This is a genomic window from Vibrio atlanticus (genome assembly GCF_024347315.1).
Classification (GTDB): domain Bacteria; phylum Pseudomonadota; class Gammaproteobacteria; order Enterobacterales; family Vibrionaceae; genus Vibrio; species Vibrio atlanticus.
Genome location: NZ_AP025460.1, coordinates 1,425,798 through 1,447,425, shown reverse-complemented (window position 1 = coordinate 1,447,425; position 21,628 = coordinate 1,425,798). Strand labels below are relative to the sequence as shown.

General features: G+C 45.0%; 4 protein-coding genes. 3 read left to right on the top strand and 1 reads right to left on the bottom strand.

Annotated elements, in window-relative coordinates; translation table 11 throughout:
* Nucleotides 1-3: 3 nt before the first annotated feature.
* From kdgK to OCV30_RS06495, 3 genes are all read left to right on the top strand, one after another.
* Nucleotides 4-936, top strand: a complete 933-nt coding sequence (gene kdgK / locus OCV30_RS06505; RefSeq protein WP_017103048.1) for a 2-dehydro-3-deoxygluconokinase — start codon at nucleotides 4-6, stop codon at nucleotides 934-936.
* 73 nt (nucleotides 937-1,009) lie between these two features.
* Nucleotides 1,010-1,636 (top strand): bifunctional 4-hydroxy-2-oxoglutarate aldolase/2-dehydro-3-deoxy-phosphogluconate aldolase, encoded by a 627-nt coding sequence (locus tag OCV30_RS06500; RefSeq protein ID WP_065680256.1) that lies wholly within the window; start codon nucleotides 1,010-1,012, stop codon nucleotides 1,634-1,636.
* A gap of 397 nt (nucleotides 1,637-2,033) precedes the next feature.
* A complete protein-coding gene (locus tag OCV30_RS06495) occupies nucleotides 2,034-3,803 on the top strand; it encodes a sodium:solute symporter family protein (protein ID WP_017099072.1) in 1,770 nt (589 codons plus the stop codon).
* A gap of 266 nt (nucleotides 3,804-4,069) precedes the next feature.
* Here OCV30_RS06495 and OCV30_RS06490 read toward each other — a convergent pair whose 3' ends face one another.
* Nucleotides 4,070-21,406 (bottom strand): retention module-containing protein, encoded by a 17,337-nt coding sequence (locus OCV30_RS06490; RefSeq protein WP_065680257.1) that lies wholly within the window; start codon nucleotides 21,404-21,406, stop codon nucleotides 4,070-4,072.
* Between the last annotated feature and the right edge of the window lie 222 nt (nucleotides 21,407-21,628).

Sequence of the window (21,628 nt, the reverse complement as noted above, 5' to 3'; positions counted from 1 at the left end):
CATATGAAATCATTAAACATCGCGGTCATTGGCGAGTGCATGGTTGAGCTACAACAGAAAAAAGACGGGCTTCAGCAGAGTTTTGGTGGCGATACACTGAATACAGCACTTTACTTGTCTCGCTTAACAAAAGAACAAGATATCAACACGAGCTACGTAACAGCACTAGGCACTGACCCATTCAGTACCGACATGTTAGAAAAGTGGCAAGCGGAAGGTATCGACACTAGCTTAATTGCTCAGCTTGATCACAAACAACCAGGGCTTTACTACATCGAGACCGATGAAACTGGTGAACGCAGTTTCCACTACTGGCGTAATGATGCTGCAGCAAAATTCATGTTTGACCAGCAAGACACGCCAGCTCTACTTGATAAGCTATTTTCTTTTGACGCGGTTTACCTAAGTGGTATTACGCTTGCTATCTTGACAGAGAACGGACGCGCACAGCTATTCAGCTTCTTAGACAAATTCAAAGCTCAAGGCGGCCAAGTATTCTTCGACAATAACTTTCGTCCAAAACTTTGGGAAAGCCAACAAGAAGCGATTTCTTGGTACTTGAAGATGCTTAAGTACACCGACACAGCGCTACTGACGTTCGATGACGAGCAAGAGCTGTACGGTGACGAAAGCATTGAACAGTGTATTGCACGTACGTCTGAGTCTGGTGTGAAAGAGATCATCATTAAGCGTGGCGCGAAAGACTGCCTAGTGGTTGAAAGCCAAAGTGCTCAGTACGTTGCACCAAACCCAGTAGACAGCATCGTTGATACAACAGCGGCTGGCGATTCGTTCAGTGCAGGCTTCTTGGCTAAACGCTTGAGCGGTGGCAATGCGCGTGATGCAGCATTAGCAGGTCACATTGTGGCAGGGACTGTGATTCAGCATCCAGGTGCTATCATTCCTCTAGAAGCGACCCCTGATTTGTCTCTATAATTGCGCACTTTAACTATTAATCAAGGGTTTGCTTAGTTGAAAGCAGACCCATTATTAACGTGAGAAAGAATTCATGACTACATTAAATGAACAACTAGCAAACCTAAAAGTAATCCCTGTAATCGCTATCAACCGTGCTGAAGATGCCATCCCCCTAGGCAAAGCACTGGTTGAAAACGGCATGCCATGTGCAGAAATCACACTGCGTACAGAATGTGCAATCGAAGCGATTCGTATCATGCGTAAAGAATTCCCAGACATGCTAATCGGTTCAGGTACTGTACTGAGTAACGAGCAAGTTGACGCATCTATCGAAGCTGGCGTTGATTTCATCGTAAGCCCAGGTTTTAACCCACGTACTGTTCAATACTGTATCGACAAAGGTGTTGCAATCGTACCGGGTGTTAACAACCCAAGCCTAGTTGAACAAGCAATGGAAATGGGCCTTCGCACGTTGAAGTTCTTTCCTGCTGAGCCTTCTGGCGGTACAGGTATGCTTAAAGCACTAACAGCGGTTTACCCTGTTAAATTTATGCCTACTGGTGGCGTAAGCTTGAAGAATGTAGATGAATACCTATCGATCCCTTCTGTTCTTGCGTGTGGCGGTACTTGGATGGTTCCAACTAACCTTATCGACGAAGGTAAGTGGGACGAACTAGGCAAGCTTGTTCGTGACGCTGTCGAGCTAGTCAATAGATAGGTTCGCGTTAACCGGCTGACACTTGTTCAACGACGAAAGCGAGCTCTGTGCTCGCTTTTTTATTACGTGATATAAAGTGGACACACCTATTTTATTTTTAACCATACTTATTAGAGTTTTGTCACTTCTAAATCAACACGCTCGCTCAACTAACCCCTATAACCACATGGATATTTGTATTATTATTTTAAATGCTTACTTTCAAGCATTTATCCGACGACAACGATGAAGTTTGAAATAATTGCAAAAAATTAAGCTCTTAAACGGCTTTAAGTGCCATCTATGATGAAATAAACATGCGCCCCAGATCACGCTAAAGACATATTGTAGTACAAATAGACAGGCGAAAGGAGTAATCTAGGTGTCAGTTAATTATGAAACTTAAAAGGCTGAAAAGATGACTATTGATACTTTTGTTGTTCTCGCCTACTTCTTCTTTTTAATCGCGATTGGTTGGATGTTCCGTAAGTTCACCACCTCTACAAGTGATTACTTCAGAGGGGGCGGCAAAATGTTGTGGTGGATGGTTGGTGCAACCGCCTTCATGACACAGTTTTCAGCATGGACGTTTACAGGTGCCGCAGGACGCGCGTTCAATGACGGTTTCGTTATTGTAATCCTATTCCTAGCCAATGCTTTTGGCTACTTCATGAACTATATGTACTTCGCTCCAAAGTTCCGCCAACTTCGTGTAGTAACGGCGATCGAAGCCATTCGTCAACGCTTTGGTAAAACGTCTGAACAGTTCTTCACATGGGCAGGTATGCCTGACAGTCTTATCTCTGCAGGTATCTGGCTAAACGGTCTCGCTATCTTCGTAGCTGCTGTATTCAACATCCCAATGGAAGCAACCATTGTGGTAACGGGTATGGTTCTAGTATTGATGGCAGTAACAGGCGGCTCTTGGGCGGTTGTTGCTTCTGACTTCATGCAAATGCTTGTAATCATGGCCGTGACAATCACTTGTGCGGTTGCGGCTTACTTCCACGGTGGTGGCTTAACTAACATTGTTGCTAACTTCGACGGCGACTTCATGTTAGGTAACAACCTAAACTACATGAGCATCTTCATCCTTTGGGTTGTGTTCATCTTCGTGAAGCAATTCGGTGTAATGAACAACAGCATCAACGCTTACCGTTACCTATGTGCAAAAGACAGTGAAAACGCACGTAAAGCGGCAGGCCTAGCATGTATCCTTATGGTTGTTGGTCCACTAATTTGGTTCCTACCACCATGGTACGTAAGTGCATTCATGCCTGAGTTCGCATTAGAGTACGCTTCAATGGGTGATAAAGCGGGTGATGCTGCTTACCTAGCATTCGTACAGAACGTAATGCCAGCAGGTATGGTTGGTCTTCTTATGTCAGCAATGTTCGCTGCAACGATGTCTTCTATGGATTCAGGTTTGAACCGTAACGCTGGCATCTTTGTAATGAACTTCTACAGCCCGATTCTTCGTCAAAATGCGACTCAGAAAGAGCTGGTTATTGTAAGTAAGCTAACGACTATTATGATGGGTGTTATCATCATCGCGATTGGCTTGTTCATTAACTCTCTACGTCACTTGAGCTTGTTCGATATCGTAATGAACGTAGGTGCGTTAATTGGCTTCCCAATGCTTATCCCTGTACTACTTGGTATGTGGATTCGTAAGACGCCTGACTGGGCTGGTTGGTCTACTCTCGTGGTTGGTGGTTTCGTTTCTTACATCTTCGGTATCTCGCTTCAAGCAGAAGACATCGAGCACCTATTCGGTATGGAAACAGCGCTTACTGGCCGTGAATGGAGCGACTTGAAAGTAGGTCTTAGCTTAGCTGCTCACGTAGTGTTTACTGGTGGTTACTTCATGCTAACTTCTCGCTTCTACAAAGGCCTATCGCCTGAACGTGAGAAAGAAGTTGACCAACTATTCACTAACTGGAACACACCATTAGTAGCGGAAGGTGAAGAGCAACAAAACCTAGATACTAAACAGCGTTCAATGCTTGGTAAGCTTATCAGCACAGCAGGTTTCGGTATCCTAGCAATGGCTCTGATTCCAAACGAACCAACAGGACGCTTGTTGTTCCTACTATGTGGTTCGATGGTACTAACCGTTGGTATCCTACTGGTTAATGCGGCAAAAAGCCCTGCAAAAAAGCTAAATGATGGAGCGATTCTCAAATAGTATAGAGAAAGAACACTATTCGCTTAGCTGATATAACACATAAAATAATGCCCATGCTTTCCCCCGACAGCATGGGCTTTTTGTTGTTTTATCGAGGCTATTGTTTTATCGAGGCTATTGGTTTATCGGGGCTATTGGTTTATCGGGGCTATTGGTTTATCGGGGCTCATTCAGCAAGATTTAATAAAAAATAGGCCAGCATTGCTGGCCTATTTCGTTATGGTTTAGTTATTCACTTCTAATCACTAGCGCTTATCAATTGAGCGTTAACCGTGAGTCATAACATTCTGCTGTACTAGCGCATCCAGAATATCAGAAGGCATGGTGCCATTTAACGTCAGCTGAGGCGCAAGATCTTCAACCACAATCACTTGTTCTGTCGTGCCTAAGCCATCAGGGTTAATCGTAAGTTCAATATCATCCCCGTCGACCTTCGCATCAATGTGTTGCAGCAGTGTTGTTATATCTGGTGAGGCACTTTTCAGCTCAGGTAACACTTCTCTTAGATCGAGTTGGTCTCCTTCAGATAGGCTAAAGTCGGTAATCGTATCTTCGACACCATCTTCGATGTTGAACCATACAAACGAATCCATACCGTCGCCACCAGTCAGAATATCGGAACCGTCTCCACCGATGAGAGTGTCGTTACCATCACCGCCAACTAACGTATCGTCACCCGAACCTCCTTCCAGACGATCATTTCCAGATCCCGCTGTCAGGTCGATATTGCCAGCCCCTGCCAATAACTGAACATCGTCGGTTTCTGTAGCTAAATCGATATCAACACCGTTAGACACAATGTTCAAGTTGAGGTCTATCGAAGCCGATGTTGCAGTATCGCTGTTATCTAGCTCTTCTGAAACCGCCTCCACTTTGAGTGTGTAGCTTCCCGGCGTATCAGAAAGCCCGACCACTTTCACAGTGTCAATCGCATCCGCCGTGGCAATCCAAACTCCACCACCGACATCAGTCACTGAACCCACATCACTCGTAATTTGAGCACCAACAGGCACATCACTGATACGTAGCGTTAGCTCTTCCGTAATATCGGTCAAGGCAGCAATAATACCAACCAAAGGAACGCCGCTAGCGCTTACTGACTGGTTAGCGGTGATATTTCTGACGTAGTTAGACGCAGTATCAATCGACAAGGTCGGCGCATTCGCCACAGGAGTCACTGCTATATCATAGATAACTGGCGTGGTTTCAATGACGATACCAGAAGGGTTTCCGCTATCTTTCGCGATGACTTCCAAGCCAATGCTATTGGTTGGAGACAGGCTCGTATCCAGATAAACACCCGCAGGGCTAGTCGGTGTGTCAATTAATGCATTTAGGTCGCTCAACGTACCTACTAAGATAACCGAACCTGTGTTGTTGCCGTTCACCATCACAGTTGTCACGGCAGGCAGCGACACATTTAACGTTCCGTAATCCACCGTCAAAGTGACCGTCATCAAGTCATTAGAAAATGAATCAACATAATCAGGATCACTGACATTGATGCCACTCAGCAGCTGTCCCGATTCTTCATCAATAAAATCAGTGACATTGTCACCATTAACAACAGGTGTATCGTTAACACCTTGTACCACAACGCTGATTTCCGCGGTATCCGTTAAGAAATCATTTGAGCCATTGGTTGTACCGTTATCTTCTACTGTATAGGTGAATGTAACATCGCCATTGTAATCATCAGCTGCCGTAAATACCCAGTATGGGCCATTAATCGAATTGTCATCCGCCCCACCAACGTTCTCAAACTTCTGAATTTGCCCTTGACCTTGATCGATTTCGACCTTAGTTACCGTAATGGCATGCCCCTCAGGGTCTGTCGTCGCTGTAATCAGGTCTTCAGCTTTGATGATTAGCTGACCTTCTTCAAGCATGGTGCCCAAATCAATATCGGTTGCCACTGGTTGGTCGTTAACTTCTGTAACTACAAGACTGATTTCCGCACTGCCCACTTTGAAGTCCGGCGAACCGTCGGTTGTACCATCATCGATAATGGAGTAATTGAATTTGACGTCTCCATTATAATCATCAGCTGCCGTGAACACCCAGTATGGGCCATTAATCGAATTGTCATCCGCCCCAGCAATGTTCTCAAACCTCTGAAGCTGACCTTGACCTTGATTTTGAGTAAGGCTGATATCTGTTACGGTAAGATTATGATTTTCGATATCAGAGCTTGCCGTAATCAAGTCACCCTCAACAATCACGATTTGGCCATCTTCCGGAATCGAGCCCAAATCAACATTGGCCGCTATCGGAGCATCATTATATTCCGTCACTTTAATAGTGAAGGTAGTTTGATTCATTTGAGCGGTATTCGGATCACCCGCATCAATCAAACCGTTATTACCACCGTCATCGATCGTAGCATTAATGGTCACTAACCCACCCTGATTGAGATAGTTCTGATCCGGGTCCGGTTTGAACGTAACCTCGCCATTAGTTAGCGCTGCATTGATGTCAGCTTCTTTACCTGTCATGACAAGTGAGCCATCAGCCTGCAATACAAACGTTACGCCATTAGGATTAGTGCTTGGGAGCACAAACTCGCCCTGCGCACCCGGCAGTGTTTGGTCAACTTTCAGCGTCAGTACATACGGAGCATCTGGATTATCAAAGTTAGCGTCGATATCGTAGATACTAAAGTTGTTAATCGGGACCCCATTAGAGTCTTCTGTCGTTTCAAGGTTAGTCACATTGACAAAGGTCGGTTGATCGTTGATAGGATCAATCACTAAATCAACATTGAAACTCGTTGGTGTGCCTAAATGCTCCGTGTTATCAGCATCTGTATCCACAGAACGAACGGTAATCTGCAGTGGACCATTAATACCCAAAGCATTACCTGTATCACTATTATGTTCGCCAGAGTTAAATACGATCTTATCTAACGACTGAGCTGGAACGTTTAGTGTCCAGAGTTGCGTCGCTGGATCATAGCTACCTATAGTGGTTCCGTCAGGGTAGTAGATAGAAGCATCTTGAGGAACACCTGCCACTTCGACTCGAAGGGTTTCGGGTGCATTTTCGGTATACGTTCCGCTTCCTGTGGCCGACAACTCTTTATCTAAAATAGTCGCATTGATTTCGATATCAATATTCTGCCCTTCGTTGCCTGTTACAGAGTCCGTAGGATTGGTATCAACATCGTCACCAACAGGCACCACGTGTAGTTTGAAGCTTGGTAAGTTTGCAGCCGCAGTCGGTACGCCAAGTAGCGACTCTTGAGTGAACACTTCAACACCAAACTCAGCAGTACCACTGAAGTTTTTAGGCGGTAAAATCGAAATTTCACTTAAGTCGAATGAAAGTCCAGAAGCTTGAGGCAATTGAACACTCCACTCACCGCCACCGTTGTTTTTCACAGTGTAAGCAGAGCCAGCATCTACACGCATCTGGAAGCCATCAGGTACATCGGTAAACTTAATCGATACAAACTGTTCTGATCCATCAAGGTCAGTCAGTGCAATCGATACAGGTCCTGTACCTGACAAGGAAATAAGCTGGTCTTCGTTGCCGGTAATCTCGATTACATCAGGATCACTACCCGGCCCAGAGACAAGTACATCATCAACAACCGGAACAACATCAAAACGAACACTTGTATTGAAGGTATCGGAGTCGGTTGCAGTGCCTACCGGAAAAGCAGAATCATTGTAGGTTGCGGTATCTGTAACTGTACCACTTACATTAATCTGCACTTGGTTAATATCATTTCCAGTTGGGTAGTTTTCTATCGCCCTAAAGAGGACATTATCGAGCGCCCCCGCCGCGATTTCAGCTTGATTAAACGTGACTGAGGTACCAAGTGAGGTGCCCGTATTGTCATAGAATGCCCCTATTGAAGGGTCATCCAACGTCAAGGTAATAGATGTAAACGCCTCTTGACCCCCTTCAACGCCTGATACCTGATCCGAAATAGTCGAATTGAAGTCGAGTTGAATGTAGGTGTCTTCGTAACCCACCTGATCTTGTCCAGCCTGACCGTCGTTATCAACAGGATTAAAGGCATCATCAAGCGAACCGACGACATTCACCTCAATCGTAGGGTCCGTCTCTGCATCTGGTGCGACTTTGATGACGACGTCGGTAACTAACGTTTTCTCATCACCAGAGAGCGTATCTTTGGTCACTATGGTTAGTGGTAATCTAAAGTCACCAGAGTAGTCTGCCGGCAAGTTAAGTAACAGCCCTGAGAAATCAGTTGGAACGCCCTGTTCAACGGTTGTTTCGAATACATATTTTCCATTAACAAAATCGACTTCACTGCTTCCCGCTAAACTAATTGGGAAAGTGCCTCCTGGGTTAATGGTCACAGAGTCATCAATAATAATGGTAACTAGATCTTTTGAAGCATCTTCTCCAGAGAAAGTGACCAGACTATTTAGCGCAGATCCCAAATCTAACTGTGTGTCCTCAATGGCATCGACAACACTGTTTGGTGTCATCGCAATGTCTGCAGCAACCTGTGTACTCCCAGAAACCACTTGAGGGAATGTTAGAGTTACTTGCCCGTCTCTGCGAGCCGCTGAAGATGCTTCAACCTCAACACCATCACCTCGGTCAATTACTGTGCTAAAGATGGCCATATTGATATCATTAAGCCCGTTGGCCCCGTTACTTCCTGAAGGAAAAACAAGACCATTCGGAGCACTGATACTAAACAGGTCTTCGTTTGTTACAACCCAACGACCATCGCCTTCATAAAAAGCACCAATAACGAGTAATTGATTCAATACGTCATCTGACAATGGAGTGCTATTCGTGTCATTATTTGTTAATTGAATCACCAGTTGGTCGACTTCTTCAATAGCAGAGGATCCATCGGTTTCTTGGTATCGAATGACAAATTCATCCGTAGCGGATGGGTTATCACTGTTGGTTGTAAACTTAAGTACACCAGTCAGAGGATCAGCGCTCACCGTTCCCAAAGAACCTGTTCCCGCCACGTCGTCGACGATAAGCTGATTATCGATGCCATCATGAGTCTCAACAACGGGTCTTACGATAACATTGATCGTACCTGTAACCGTCGCAGTCGCAATACCCTCACCAGGGTTAGATGAATCCACATATTCGTGATCACGCTCCTCAACGTCTACCTCTGTCGTCAATGTGAAATCAACGCTAGAGTCAGTTGGCGGAGTCATTTGAATAAAGTTATTCGCTAGTGCAATTTGGGTAAATTGTTCCGGCGTTTGATTCGCGTCTTTAGGGGTAATCGTTAACGTACCAGCACCATCATTCACAACAGTCACATCACCATTTACGGTGGGTGTGACACCCGGTGGAATACCGGAAATCTTAATTGAAGTGAAATGCTCGTCAGAGTCGATATAGTCAACGCCTTCAGGATGCCAATCGATGTTGATAGCAGTATCTTCGTTCCCGTTTGTGACGTTGTTGTAGGTTGCTGAGGTATCGATGATAGGCTCAACCAACACTCGAATTTCTTGATCAAAAGAAAGTGTGTGACCGTCGTTTTCCGTTACGATCACTTTGCCTTGAATATGGATATTCTCGGTCGAAGAGTCGACAGGTCGAATACGAATACCTGACGTTGTACCCGCCTCCGTAATGTTGGCTTCGTAGATAGGTTTTGATAAATCAGGGCTACCGCCAGGTCCGGTTTCGTAACCCACAAAGTTAAGATCAATAACCGTACCGTCACCATCTTCGATTATAACGCCATCAGGAATACCCGATAGAATGACAGTGATAGCTTCGGAACCATCGTCCGGTAATGGTGTTGTGCCTGAAGCAGGCTTTCTCTCACCCGACAATACCGTGAAATCAAGCAGAGCAAAGCTGTCGCCGTTTTGACTCTCTTGAATCGTAGTTTGAACGCCGCTTGCAGTGCCATCTGTAATTGCGGTCCAATCGGTACCATTCGTCCCACCATAAGGTGTGTCAGCAACCCCTTTCACTTCAACGTTAACCGTTTTAGTACCAAGTATTTCTACATCGACTTGTTGTGGGTTGGTTGACAGGTTTGCAGTGTCCTTCACTACACCTGTAACATCAAAAGTGAAATCCACATTGCTGTGTTTAGTTGGAACCACTTCAACGTTAGCCAAATCGGAATACGCTATTTCGTGGTAATTGGTACCACTGACAATAGGAACTGCCGTGTTTGTACCTACAAAGTAAAGCACTGCGCCTTCTGTAATATTGCTGATACGAACAAACAGTTCTTCAGAGCCATCCGTATCTACCGATCCTGTCATGGAAATGACTTCATCTAACGTGAATGCATCTTTGTTAGCTAGCGGACCTATGTAATCAGGATCATCTATATTGTCTTCATTGATTTGAATGCGATTAACACTGAATTTTCCAGGGTCCGCGTCAGCGGTGACATCAATAATGATGTTTTGCTCTACAGAACGGGCCTCAGTTTTATCATTTGCTCCGCTGTTGTCGGTATCTTCATAAGAGTTCAGTGTTTCCTCTGTAACTGCTGTTGCTTTGAACTCTATCTGACCCGAGAAATTATCAATTGGGTTAACCACGGTGCTGTTAATATCAGCTGCCGCTATTTTGTATACACCATCCGTCAGCGTAAGTACGTTACCGCCTGCATCAAGAAGCTCAAACTTCCCGTCACCTTCGACAACTTCTAACTCATAAGTGATCGTTTCAGTTCGGCTATTATCTTGCGATTCAGCGTTTAACTGTAACGTGACGTTGTCTTCATCTTCGTTGACTTGATACTGATAAGTGCTATTACCATCATCCCAAGTCGCAATATCCGCTACCGCTTCAATCTCGATTCTGAAGTTTGAGTTAATGGTGTGATCTAGGGTGCCATCATTATCAATTTCAAGTGCATAATTGATGCGTACCCCGTTGTCATTTGAACCAAAGTTTTGGTCAGGGACAAAGAACAGGTTATCGATAGTCGCAATAGTTTGTCTTACTTCATTTGGGTTTGGAGCAAAACTTTGTTGCATTTGAGGTGGCCCAAATAATATTTGACCATTAGGTTCAGCTGTTAGCTTGTGATATTCACCGTTCTCAAAGTAATAGAACGTCCCTCTATGGTTACTATTCTTAATCGTTAGTTGGCCTATAGACTCGTTGTTATCTTGGTCATACAGGTTAACTTGCAGCGAAACTTGAGCTGGCGCATTAGGTAAACCATTCTGGTTGTCTTGAACATTCTCAAAAGTCGGCTCATCACCAGTAGCATAAGGTATTGTTGAGTCTCTACCCGCGTCCTCGAAAGTGGTCACTTTCAGCACGATTCTCGACGAATTCCTATCGGTAATTGTGATATCCAGTGGCGTCGATGACGTATCTGAATCGCTGTCCTTAGCTGTTACGTTAATAGAGAAGTTAATTTCATCACCAACATGCTCTAAGTAATTATTGGCTCTAAATTCTATCTCACCATTTGAGTTTATTTGAAGTCGACCCAATTCACGAGTATCAACGCCGCCATTGCTCTGCTCGTATACTCGAATCTCCTGAGTTCCACTATTTAGATCGAAACCACTACTGTAAGGCCCACTAGTTCCAGAGCGGAAAACAATATTGACTCCATTATCAGTAATTCCTTCGATTCGACTTAAAGCCGCCCCATCAGCGCCTACATCAGTGGCATCAGCAAACATATCGACTATAGAACCGCGATAACCCTGACCTTCAACACGAGTAATCGATTGTGTTGTCACTAATGGAACATCATCCGTCACCGTGATCTTCAGATCGATCGCATTCGATTGGTCTTGATCAAAATCTTCAGCAACGATGGAGAAATCAAGATCTATCGTATTCTCGTTTGCACCGTCAGGGTGCTTCAGTGGTTTAAATAATTCGAATTGATAGCTGTTATCAGAGGTATCGAAAACAATCTCAAACACCGCTTCATTGCTGGTCACAGTTTGAGCAACGTATGTGAATTTTGTGCCGCTTTGTGAAACAGCTAGCCACTCTAAGCTTTCTCCATCGGAGGTTAAACCGGTCAAGACTAAATCTTCATCAACCAGTTCATACTTCACAACGCCATCGGCACCTTCATCGACGGTGAACAGTCCATTGATGATAGTGTCGTCAGATTGATCCGAACCTATGCCTGAAAGATCGTCTTCATCGACAACCGTTTCGCCCGTCGGCGGCGTCATTTCCGGAATATCATCAATGACTTGAATTGGTAATTGATACTGGTTGGAATCATCGCCATCACTGTCAACAGCCACTACATCAAAGGAGATAGGCAGCTTATTTCTCGCCTCTGAGCTAGGCTCATGATCTAGAGGACCAAGCAAGGTAAATGTGTATGACCCATCGTTACCCAGTGCAAAAGTAAAAATCGGAGTCCCGCTTATGGTCGCACCTTGGTAGGTGGTTGTGTTCGCCCCCCCAGTAACCTCTGTGATCGAAATCGCTTCGTTGCCTGATGTCAGAGCATCTTCTAGGTCAGATATATTACGTAGTTCATAAGCCTCAACTTTGTCTGCACCTTCTGTGCTCACAAACGAACCTGTCGCTTGAGCCACAACAGAGCCTAAATCATCTTCATCAACAACAAACGTACTCGCGACTGTTGTATCAGTGATAGTTGGCGCATCATCTAGCACCTCGATTGGCAATACATATTGGTTAGAATCATCGCCATCACCATCAACGGCCACAACATCAAACAGCATTGTTAATTTATCGAGGTTACTCGGTGTCGTAGCGTGATTGAGTGGGCCAAGCAAGGTAAAGGTGTAAGCACCATCATCAGTCAACACTAGTGTGAAAATTGGTGTTCCACTAGAGTCAGTTGTCCCTTGGTAGGTAGTCGTGTTAGCGGCACCTGTGATCTCAGTGATCTTGATACCTTCATTGCCCGACGATAGTGTCGCTTCCAGCATTGAGATATTGCGTAGTTCGTAAACCTCTACTTGGTCTGCACCTTCTGTGGTAACAAACGAGCCTGTCGCCTGAGCGATAACAGAGCCTAAATCGCCTTCATCAACGACAAACGTACTCGCGACAGTCGTATCAGTGATGGTTGGCACATCATCCGTCACCGTGATCTTCAAATCAATCGCCTTCGATTGGTCTTGATCAAAATCTTCAGCAACGATTGAGAAATCAAGATCTATCGCGTTCTCATTTGCACCATCAGGGTGCTTCAGTGGTTTAAATAATTCGAATTGATAGCTGTTATCAGAGGTATCGAAAACAATCTCAAACACGGCTTCATTGCTGGTCACAGTTTGAGCAACATAGGTGAATGTTGTGCCGTTTTGTGAAACAGCTAGCCACTCTAAGCTTTCTCCATCGGAGGTTAAACCGGTCAAGACTAAATCTTCATCAACCAGTTCATACTTCACAACGCCATCGGCACCTTCATCGACGGTGAACAGTCCATTGATAATGGTGTCTTCAGATTGATCCGAACCTATGCCTGAAAGGTCGTCTTCATCGACAACCGTTTCGCCCGTCGGCGGCGTCATTACTGGAACATCATCAATGACTTGAATTGGTAGTTGATACTGGTTGGAGTCATCGCCATCACCGTCTACCGCCACAACATTAAATGGTATGGTTAGGTCATTTGATCCAGTAGCGTGATTTAGAGGGCCAAGTAAAGTGAATGTGTATGACCCATCATTACCCAGTGCAAGAGTAAAAATCGGAGTCCCACTTGTGGTCGCACCTTGGTAGGTGGTTGTGTTCGCAGCCCCAGTGACCTCAGTGATCGAAATCGCTTCATTGCCTGATGTCAGAGTAGTTTCTAGAGTGGCTACGTTACGCAGTTCGTAAACCTCTACTTGGTCTGCACCTTCTGTGGTCACAAACGAGCCTGTCGCTTGAGCCACAACAGAGCCTAAATCATCTTCATCAACAACAAACGTACTCGCAACAGTCGTATCAGTGATGGTTGGCACATCATCCGTCACCGTGATCTTCAAATCAATCGCATTCGATTGGTCTTGATCAAAATCTTCAGCAACGATGGAGAAATCAAGATCTATCGCGTTCTCGTTTGCACCGTCAGGGTGCTTCAGTGGTTTAAATAATTCGAATTGATAGCTGTTATCAGAGGTATCGAAAACAATCTCAAACACCGCTTCATTGCTGGTCACAGTTTGAGCAACGTATGTGAATTTTGTGCCGCTTTGTGAAACAGCTAGCCACTCTAAGCTTTCTCCATCGGAGGTTAAACCGGTCAAGACTAAATCTTCATCAACCAGTTCATACTTCACAACGCCATCGGCACCTTCATCGACGGTGAACAGTCCATTGATGATAGTGTCGTCAGATTGATCCGAACCTATGCCTGAAAGGTCGTCTTCATCGACAACCGTTTCGCCCGTCGGCGGCGCCATTACCGGAACATCATCAATGACTTGAATTGGTAGTTGATACTGGTTGGAGTCATCGCCATCACTGTCAACAGCCACTACATCAAAGGAGATAGGCAGCTTATTTCTCGCCTCTGAGCTAGGCTCATGATCTAGAGGACCAAGCAAGGTAAATGTGTATGACCCATCGTTACCCAGTGCAAAAGTAAAAATCGGAGTCCCGCTTGTGGTCGCACCTTGGTAGGTGGTTGTGTCCGACGCCCCAGTGACCTCAGTGATCGAAATCGCTTCATTGCCTGATGTCAGAGTAGTTTCTAGGTCAGAGATGTTACGTAGCTCATAAGCCTCAACTTGGTCTGCACCTTCTGTGGTCACAAACGAGCCTGTCGCTTGAGCCACAACAGAGCCTAAATCATCTTCATCAACAACAAACGTACTCGCGACTGTTGTATCCGTAATGACGGGTACATCATCAGTAATAGTCACCGTAAGAGGCTTAATTACTGAATCCGTATTGTCTTGGTCGACCGCAATAACTGGCAAGGTGAAGATTTGAACGTTATTACCTTGCACAGGCAGGTGATCTAACTCTTCTAACAATGTGAAGGTATATTGACCAAGCACCAAACTATCAAAAGTGATGGTGAAAATGTCCGTTTGGACACCACCGTTTTGTACGAAACCAATATAATTGTCGCTGTTTAGAGGATCTTCTTTTAGCTGAACGACCAGACCATCCGATTTTAGATCACCAGTTGTATTGAATTGGGCAGTATCAATACGGAAGTGGCTCACATCATCACTACCAGATGTAAACGTCATTGTTCCGGTTTGAGTGACCGTTATGCTCGGAGAGGTGCCATCAAGCAAGTTTGCTTCAGCCAAGGCGACTGGTGGTATGTTATCAATAACAGGTGGAGCACCATCTGAAATGGTAAGCGTAACGGTCGACGTGACTTCGTCACCATCTTTATCTTCAGACGTGACCGTAATAGTCTTAACAATATCGCCCCCTGAATGATTGAGGTTGCGATTAGGTTCGAAACGGACATCACCTTCCAGAGTGATATACAGGACACCTTCATCGACTATAAACTGCTGTTCCCCTGTATTTGTCTGCACCAACGCCTTTTCAGCTTGATTGTCATAAACAAACTTAGTGATTGTCGCCCCGTCGGCACTTTGGTTTGGCATCACATCGACGGTGCCAGTCGACACCGTTCCAGCTGCCAGATCAGCCACCGTTGGTTCAGAAATACTCAGCGTTTGATTTTGCATGCCTTGAACGTCATCGCTGACCGTCACTTTCAGTGGCGACATTAACGAATCATCACCATCACGGTCTACCGCATAAACAGGCAGTTCAAAGCTCAGATCGTTCTTCGCTTGGCCATCAGCATGATCTAATGCTTCAAGTAGAGTAAAGGTGTACTCACCCACCGTGCTGGTAGAAAAGCTAATAGTAAAGACGGGAACCTCTGGGTTGGCTCCATCTTTCACAAAGCCGATGTACTCTCCAGTAGTGTTTGGATCAGCTTTAAGCTCAACAACCAACCCATTCGATTTAAGTGTGTCGTTGGGGTTAAATAAGCTTGGCTCAATACGAAAGCTGGTCACATTGTCGCTTTGATTAGTAAACTGAATAGTCTCGGTTTGACTCACAGGCACGGTGCTTGCTGCCGAGCCATCTGCAAGGTTAGATTCTGATAGCGAGACGCTTGGAATAGTATTGATGATTGGAATATCACCATCAGTGATGGTCAAAGTAACGGTGGATGTCACCGGATCTTTATCAAAGTCACTTGACGTCACCACGATGGTTTTAACGATGTCTTCGCTGCTCGTGTGGTTTAAATCGCGATTGGGTTCAAAACGCACTTCACCTTGAAGGGTGATGACTAACGTCCCTTCAGTGAAACCGAAGCGCTGCTCACCAGTATCTGTTTGAACCAATGTTCTAAGTTGCCCGTCATAAACGAACTGGGTAATCGTTGCCCCATCTGCACTTTGCACTGGCATCACATCAACCGTGCCTGTCGTGACAACACCAGCAGCCAAATCAGCCACCGTTGGCTCAGTAATGGTCAACGTTTGATTTTGCATGCCTTGAACATCATCGTTGACCGTCACTTTCAATGGCGACATCAATGAATCGTCACCATCGCGGTCGACCGCAAAGACAGGTAGTTCAAAGCTCAGATCGTTCTTCGCTTGGCCATCAGCATGATCTAACGCTTCAAGTAGAGTAAAGGTGTACTCACCCACCGTGCTACTTGAGAAGCTAATCGTAAAGACAGGAACTTCTGGGTTGGCTCCGTCTTTCACAAAGCCGATGTACGCTCCAGTAGTGTTTGGATCAGCTTTAAGCTCAACGACCAACCCATTCGATTTAAGTGTATCGTTGGTATTAAATAAGCTTGGATCAATGCGGAAGCTGGTGACATTATCGCTTTGATCGGTGAACTGAATAATCTCAGTTTGGCTCACCGGAGTATTGCTTGCTGCCGAGCCATCTGTAAGGTTAGATTCTGATAAAGTGACGCTTGGAATGGTATTAATCGTTGGAATATCACCATCGGTGATGGTCAACTTCACAGTAGATGTCACCGGATCTTTATCAAAATCACTTGACGTCACTACGATTGTTTTAACGATGTCTTCGTTGTTTGTATGAACTAAATCGCGATTGGGTTCAAAACGCACTTCACCTTGCAGGGTGATGACTAACGTCCCTTCAGTGAAACCAAACCGCTGCTCACCCGTATTAGATTGAACCAATGTTCGAAGTTGTCCGTCATAAACGAACTGAGTGATGGTCGCGCCATCAGCACTTTGAACGGGCATCACATCAACCGTGTTGGTCGTGACAACACCAGCATCCAAATCAGCCACCGTTGGCTCAGTAATGCTCAACGTTTGATTTTGCATGCCTTGAACATCATCGCTGACCGTCACTTTTAATGGCGACATCAATGAGTCGTCACCATCACGGTCGACCGCAAGTACAGGAAGCTCAAAGCTCAGATCGTTCTTCGCTTGGCCATCAGCATGATCTAACGCTTCAAGCAGAGTAAAGGTGTACTCACCCACAGTGCTAGTAGAGAAACTAATCGTAAAGACAGGAACCTCTGGGTTGGCTCCATCTTTCACAAAGCCGATATACGCCCCAGTCGTGTTTGGATCTGCTTTAAGCTCAACGACCAACCCATTCGATTTAAGTGTGTCGTTGGGATTAAATAAGCTTGGCTCAATGCGGAAACTGGTCACATTGTCGCTTTGATTAGTAAACTGAATAGTCTCGGTTTGACTCACAGGCACGGTGCTTGCTGCCGCGCCATCGGCTAGATTGGATTCTGATAGCGTAACGGTTGGAATAGTATTGATGATTGGAATATCACCATCGGTGATGGTCAAAGTCACGGTGGATGTCACCGGATCTTTATCAAAGTCGCTCGACGTCACTACGATTGTTTTAACGATGTCTTCGTTGTTTGTATGAACTAAATCGCGATTGGGTTCAAAACGCACTTCACCTTGCAGGGTGATGACTAACGTCCCTTCAGTGAAACCAAACCGCTGCTCACCAGTATCTGTTTGAACCAATGTTCTAAGTTGTCCGTCATAAACGAACTGAGTGATTGTTGCACCATCTGCACTTTGTACTGGCATCACATCAACAGTGCCTGTCGTAACAACACCGGCAGCCAAATCAGCAACCGTTGGCTCAGTAATGGTTAACGTTTGGTTTTGCATGCCTTGCACATCATCGCTGACCGTTACTTTCAGTGGCGACATCAATGAATCATCACCATCACGATCGACCGCAAGTACAGGAAGCTCAAAGCTCAGATCGTTCTTTGCTTGGCCATCAGCATGATCTAATGCTTCAAGTAGAGTAAAGGTGTACTCACCCACCGTGCTGGTAGAAAAGCTAATAGTAAAGACGGGAACCTCTGGGTTGGCTCCATCTTTCACAAAGCCGATGTACGCTCCAGTAGTGTTTGGATCAGCTTTAAGCTCAACAACCAACCCATTAGATTTAAGTGTGTCGTTGGGGTTAAATAAGCTTGGCTCAATACGAAAGCTGGTCACATTGTCGCTTTGATTAGTAAACTGAATAGTCTCGGTTTGACTCACAGGCACGGTGCTTGCTGCCGAGCCATCTGCAAGGTTAGATTCTGATAGCGAGACGCTTGGAATAGTATTGATGATTGGAATATCACCATCGGTGATGGTCAAAGTAACGGTGGATGTCACCGGATCTTTATCAAAGTCACTTGACGTCACCACGATCGTCTTAACGATATCTTCGCTGCTTGTGTGGTTTAAATCGCGATTGGGCTCAAAGCGTATTTCGCCTTCAAGGGTAACAAACAGTTTTCCCTCAGGCACAGTGATAAGCTGCTCTCCCGTTAAGCCCTGATTCAAGGTGTAAACGGTATTGTCGTACGTGATCTGGGTAATGGTCGCACCATCAGCACTCTGATCAGGCATCACATCAATGGTGGCAGTCGTCACCGTACCAGCAGCCAAATCCGCAACCGTCGGTTCAACAATATTGAGCACACCATCTTTCATGATTTGCACATCATCACCGATGGTCATTGTAAGCGGGGAAATTTGCGAGCTATCGCCATCAGTGTCCACGGCGTAAACAGGCAGTTCAAAACTTAGCTCGTTATTTGCAAGGCCATCTTCATGATCTAACGCTTCAAGCAGCGTGAAGGTGTATTCCCCTAATGTACTTGTAGAAAAGCTAATCGTGAATACTGGGACATCAGGGTTTACCCCATCGTTAACAAAACCTATATAAGTACCTAAGTTCTGAGGGTCTTCCTTGAGTTCAACGACAAGCCCATTCGATTTGAGCGTATCATTGGTATTGAATAAGTTTGGATCAATCCGAAAACTCGCGACATCATCACTACCGGCTGTAAACGTAATCGTTTCAGTGGCGCTAACCGCATTTCCGCTTGGCGAAGATCCGTCACCAAGATTCGTTTCAGATAATGTCACTGGTGGAACTAGGTTAATTACCGGATCTTGGCCATCAGTAATACTAAGATCAAGCGTTGAGAAGCTCTCGTCACCATCAGCATCTTCAGCTAAAAAGGCAAATTGTTTTACTATGGTTTCGCTGCTTGAGTGGTTGATGTCACGAGCGACTTCAAAACTAAAATCACCATTGAGTGAAATCGTTGCAACCCCTTCTGTAAATGGGAAAGTTTGTGCCGCATCTGGGAGTAGATTTTGGTCTAACTTGTATTCGACCCCATCGTAAGACAGTGATTGGATTGTCGAACCATCCGCACCCTCAAAGTTGAATAGATTGTAAGAAACAACAGTATCACCAGCTAAGGTCGGTTCATCGACGGAAACGACATTATCGATGAGTTCGACCACATCATCTTTTACACTGATTAAGATCTCAGCAGCTTCTGGTGTATTTGACCCACCAGATAGTGCAGAACGGTCACCATCCGCGTCAACCGCGTAAATGGGCAATACAAAGGTTAGCAACTCACCTTCAGAACCTTGATGTGAAAGCGATTCGTACAGAGTAAATTCATAATTCCCCAATGATGGACTATCGACTTTAACGTCAAAGACCGTAATTCGAGATCCATTGACCTCAACATAACCTTCATACGTTCTCACACCATTGGTTTGACTAACTAACTCTAATTGAACGGCAGCACCATTGGAAACCAAAGCTCCCGCTGTATTAAATTCAGTCGGTTCAAGTTCGTAATGGTCAATAATGTCACTTTCAAAAACACTTGCTGTGATACTGCCAATACCGCCTACTGGGGTTGTTCCTTCTTGTGAGCCGCCAACAATGCCTGACTCATCAACATCGATGCCATCAACATTAATAATGAACGGGCTATCACCATCAGAGATATCAACCTTAATCGTATTCGTTACGACATCCTGGTCAAAATCGGTAACCGTGATCGGTAGAGAGAATGAAAGCGTGTCGGAGCTCACTTCTTCTATTGGTTTAAACTGTTGGAAATTATATGTGCCATCGGTATCGAGAGAGATTGTGAGAACAACCTCACCTCTCCCTTGAATAGACAGAGTGATCGTTGTTCCGTCATCAGACAGTCTTGCTACCGTATTTTGGTTATCACTGAGCAACCCATCAAACTCTCCTAACGCACTTGCATCAAAGACAGCAGATTGAAGTTTATCACTTCCAATATTAGAAAAAGTGCCTTCAATAGGTGCACTACTCGTTTCTACATTATTGATATTCACGCTTTCAGCAGACGGATTCACCCCGTCAAATAAAGTAACCAGCGCATTAATTGGTGATGCTATTGGGTTTCCTGCGGAGTCTTCACCTTGAATATCAAAAGCAAAGTTAATTTGATCGCCAGTATAAGAGACCTGCCCACCACCGATAGACGGAACATGATCAATAGATTGAGAAATCGTGGTGGTTAGCGTGAGCTCAATATTATTGCCAACACTAGTCGCATCAATATCGATACGTAATACTTCGTCAGTACCTTGAACGCCAACAATGGAATTCGCCACCGAGTCGTAAGTAAACGTGACAACTTGGCCGCTTGATGTAATGTCGTTATTAAGCTCACTTAGGAGTGAAGCAAGGGAGAGTGTGTCTGGGACAAAAGAATCTGGGTCTAGAGCTAAACTGCCCGCAATAATCGTTTCTGTGGTTGTAATAGATTGGGGGTAGGTATTGCCAGAAATGGAACCTTCAGTGACTGATTCGCTGATCGATTGACCACCAGCTGAACGGGTGATCGTTCTAAATTCCTCTCGAGTTTCCTCTGCCTCTTCTTTCGCAAGCCCTGATGTCTCAAAGAATGTCGAGGGCTGAGTTTGAATATTATTGTATTCAATCGTAACAAAGCCAGCATTTGCAGAGCCTAGCCCTTCACCAGCAGCCGTTGCTTCCAAAATTTCAGTCGGATCGGCGCCGCCTAAAATAGCTTCTTGGATTGCCGCAATATCATCGTCAGTAAAGGCTCCGTCGTCAGATTGCTCTAGATCGAAATTGACCTCTCCGGCGATAGGGGCATCAGCCCAAGACAATTCTTGGTCAATACATCCAACACAATTCTCGCCAACCAGAACCTCACCATTTGGAGCACCTAATACAAGTTCTGCATTATTTGCGGTAATGACTATCTCATTTTCACGGATGATATCGCCAACTAGAACTTTTTTTGGGTTGCCGTCAGGTGTTACTACAACCACATCCCCACTTACTGCTTCAACAACCGCAGCTTGGCGCGAAACCTCAATATCCATATATCCCCCGTTATCACAAGCACTCTTATCTAGAGCTGTACAAATTATTTTTGTTAATCATTACAGGCTTTAATCAAATTCATACTTACCCCTCATCAATGGCCAATCTTTTGTTGTGCCTCTTCGAGTTGAAAAGAGATAAGTATTTAACCTGTTTTTTTTATAGTTTACTTACTGTTAAGCCTAGTCTTCCCCATAAAAAATGCCATGTCTGTGCTAAGA

Bases quoted from the DNA above. Each gene is read 5' to 3' on its own strand.
- kdgK (WP_017103048.1), top strand. From the start codon at position 4: ATGAAATCATTAAACATCGCGGTCATTGGCGAGTGCATGGTTGAGCTA.
- OCV30_RS06490 (WP_065680257.1), bottom strand. From the start codon at position 21,406: ATGGATATTGAGGTTTCGCGCCAAGCTGCGGTTGTTGAAGCAGTAAGT.
- OCV30_RS06495 (WP_017099072.1), top strand. From the start codon at position 2,034: ATGACTATTGATACTTTTGTTGTTCTCGCCTACTTCTTCTTTTTAATC.
- OCV30_RS06500 (WP_065680256.1), top strand. From the start codon at position 1,010: ATGACTACATTAAATGAACAACTAGCAAACCTAAAAGTAATCCCTGTA.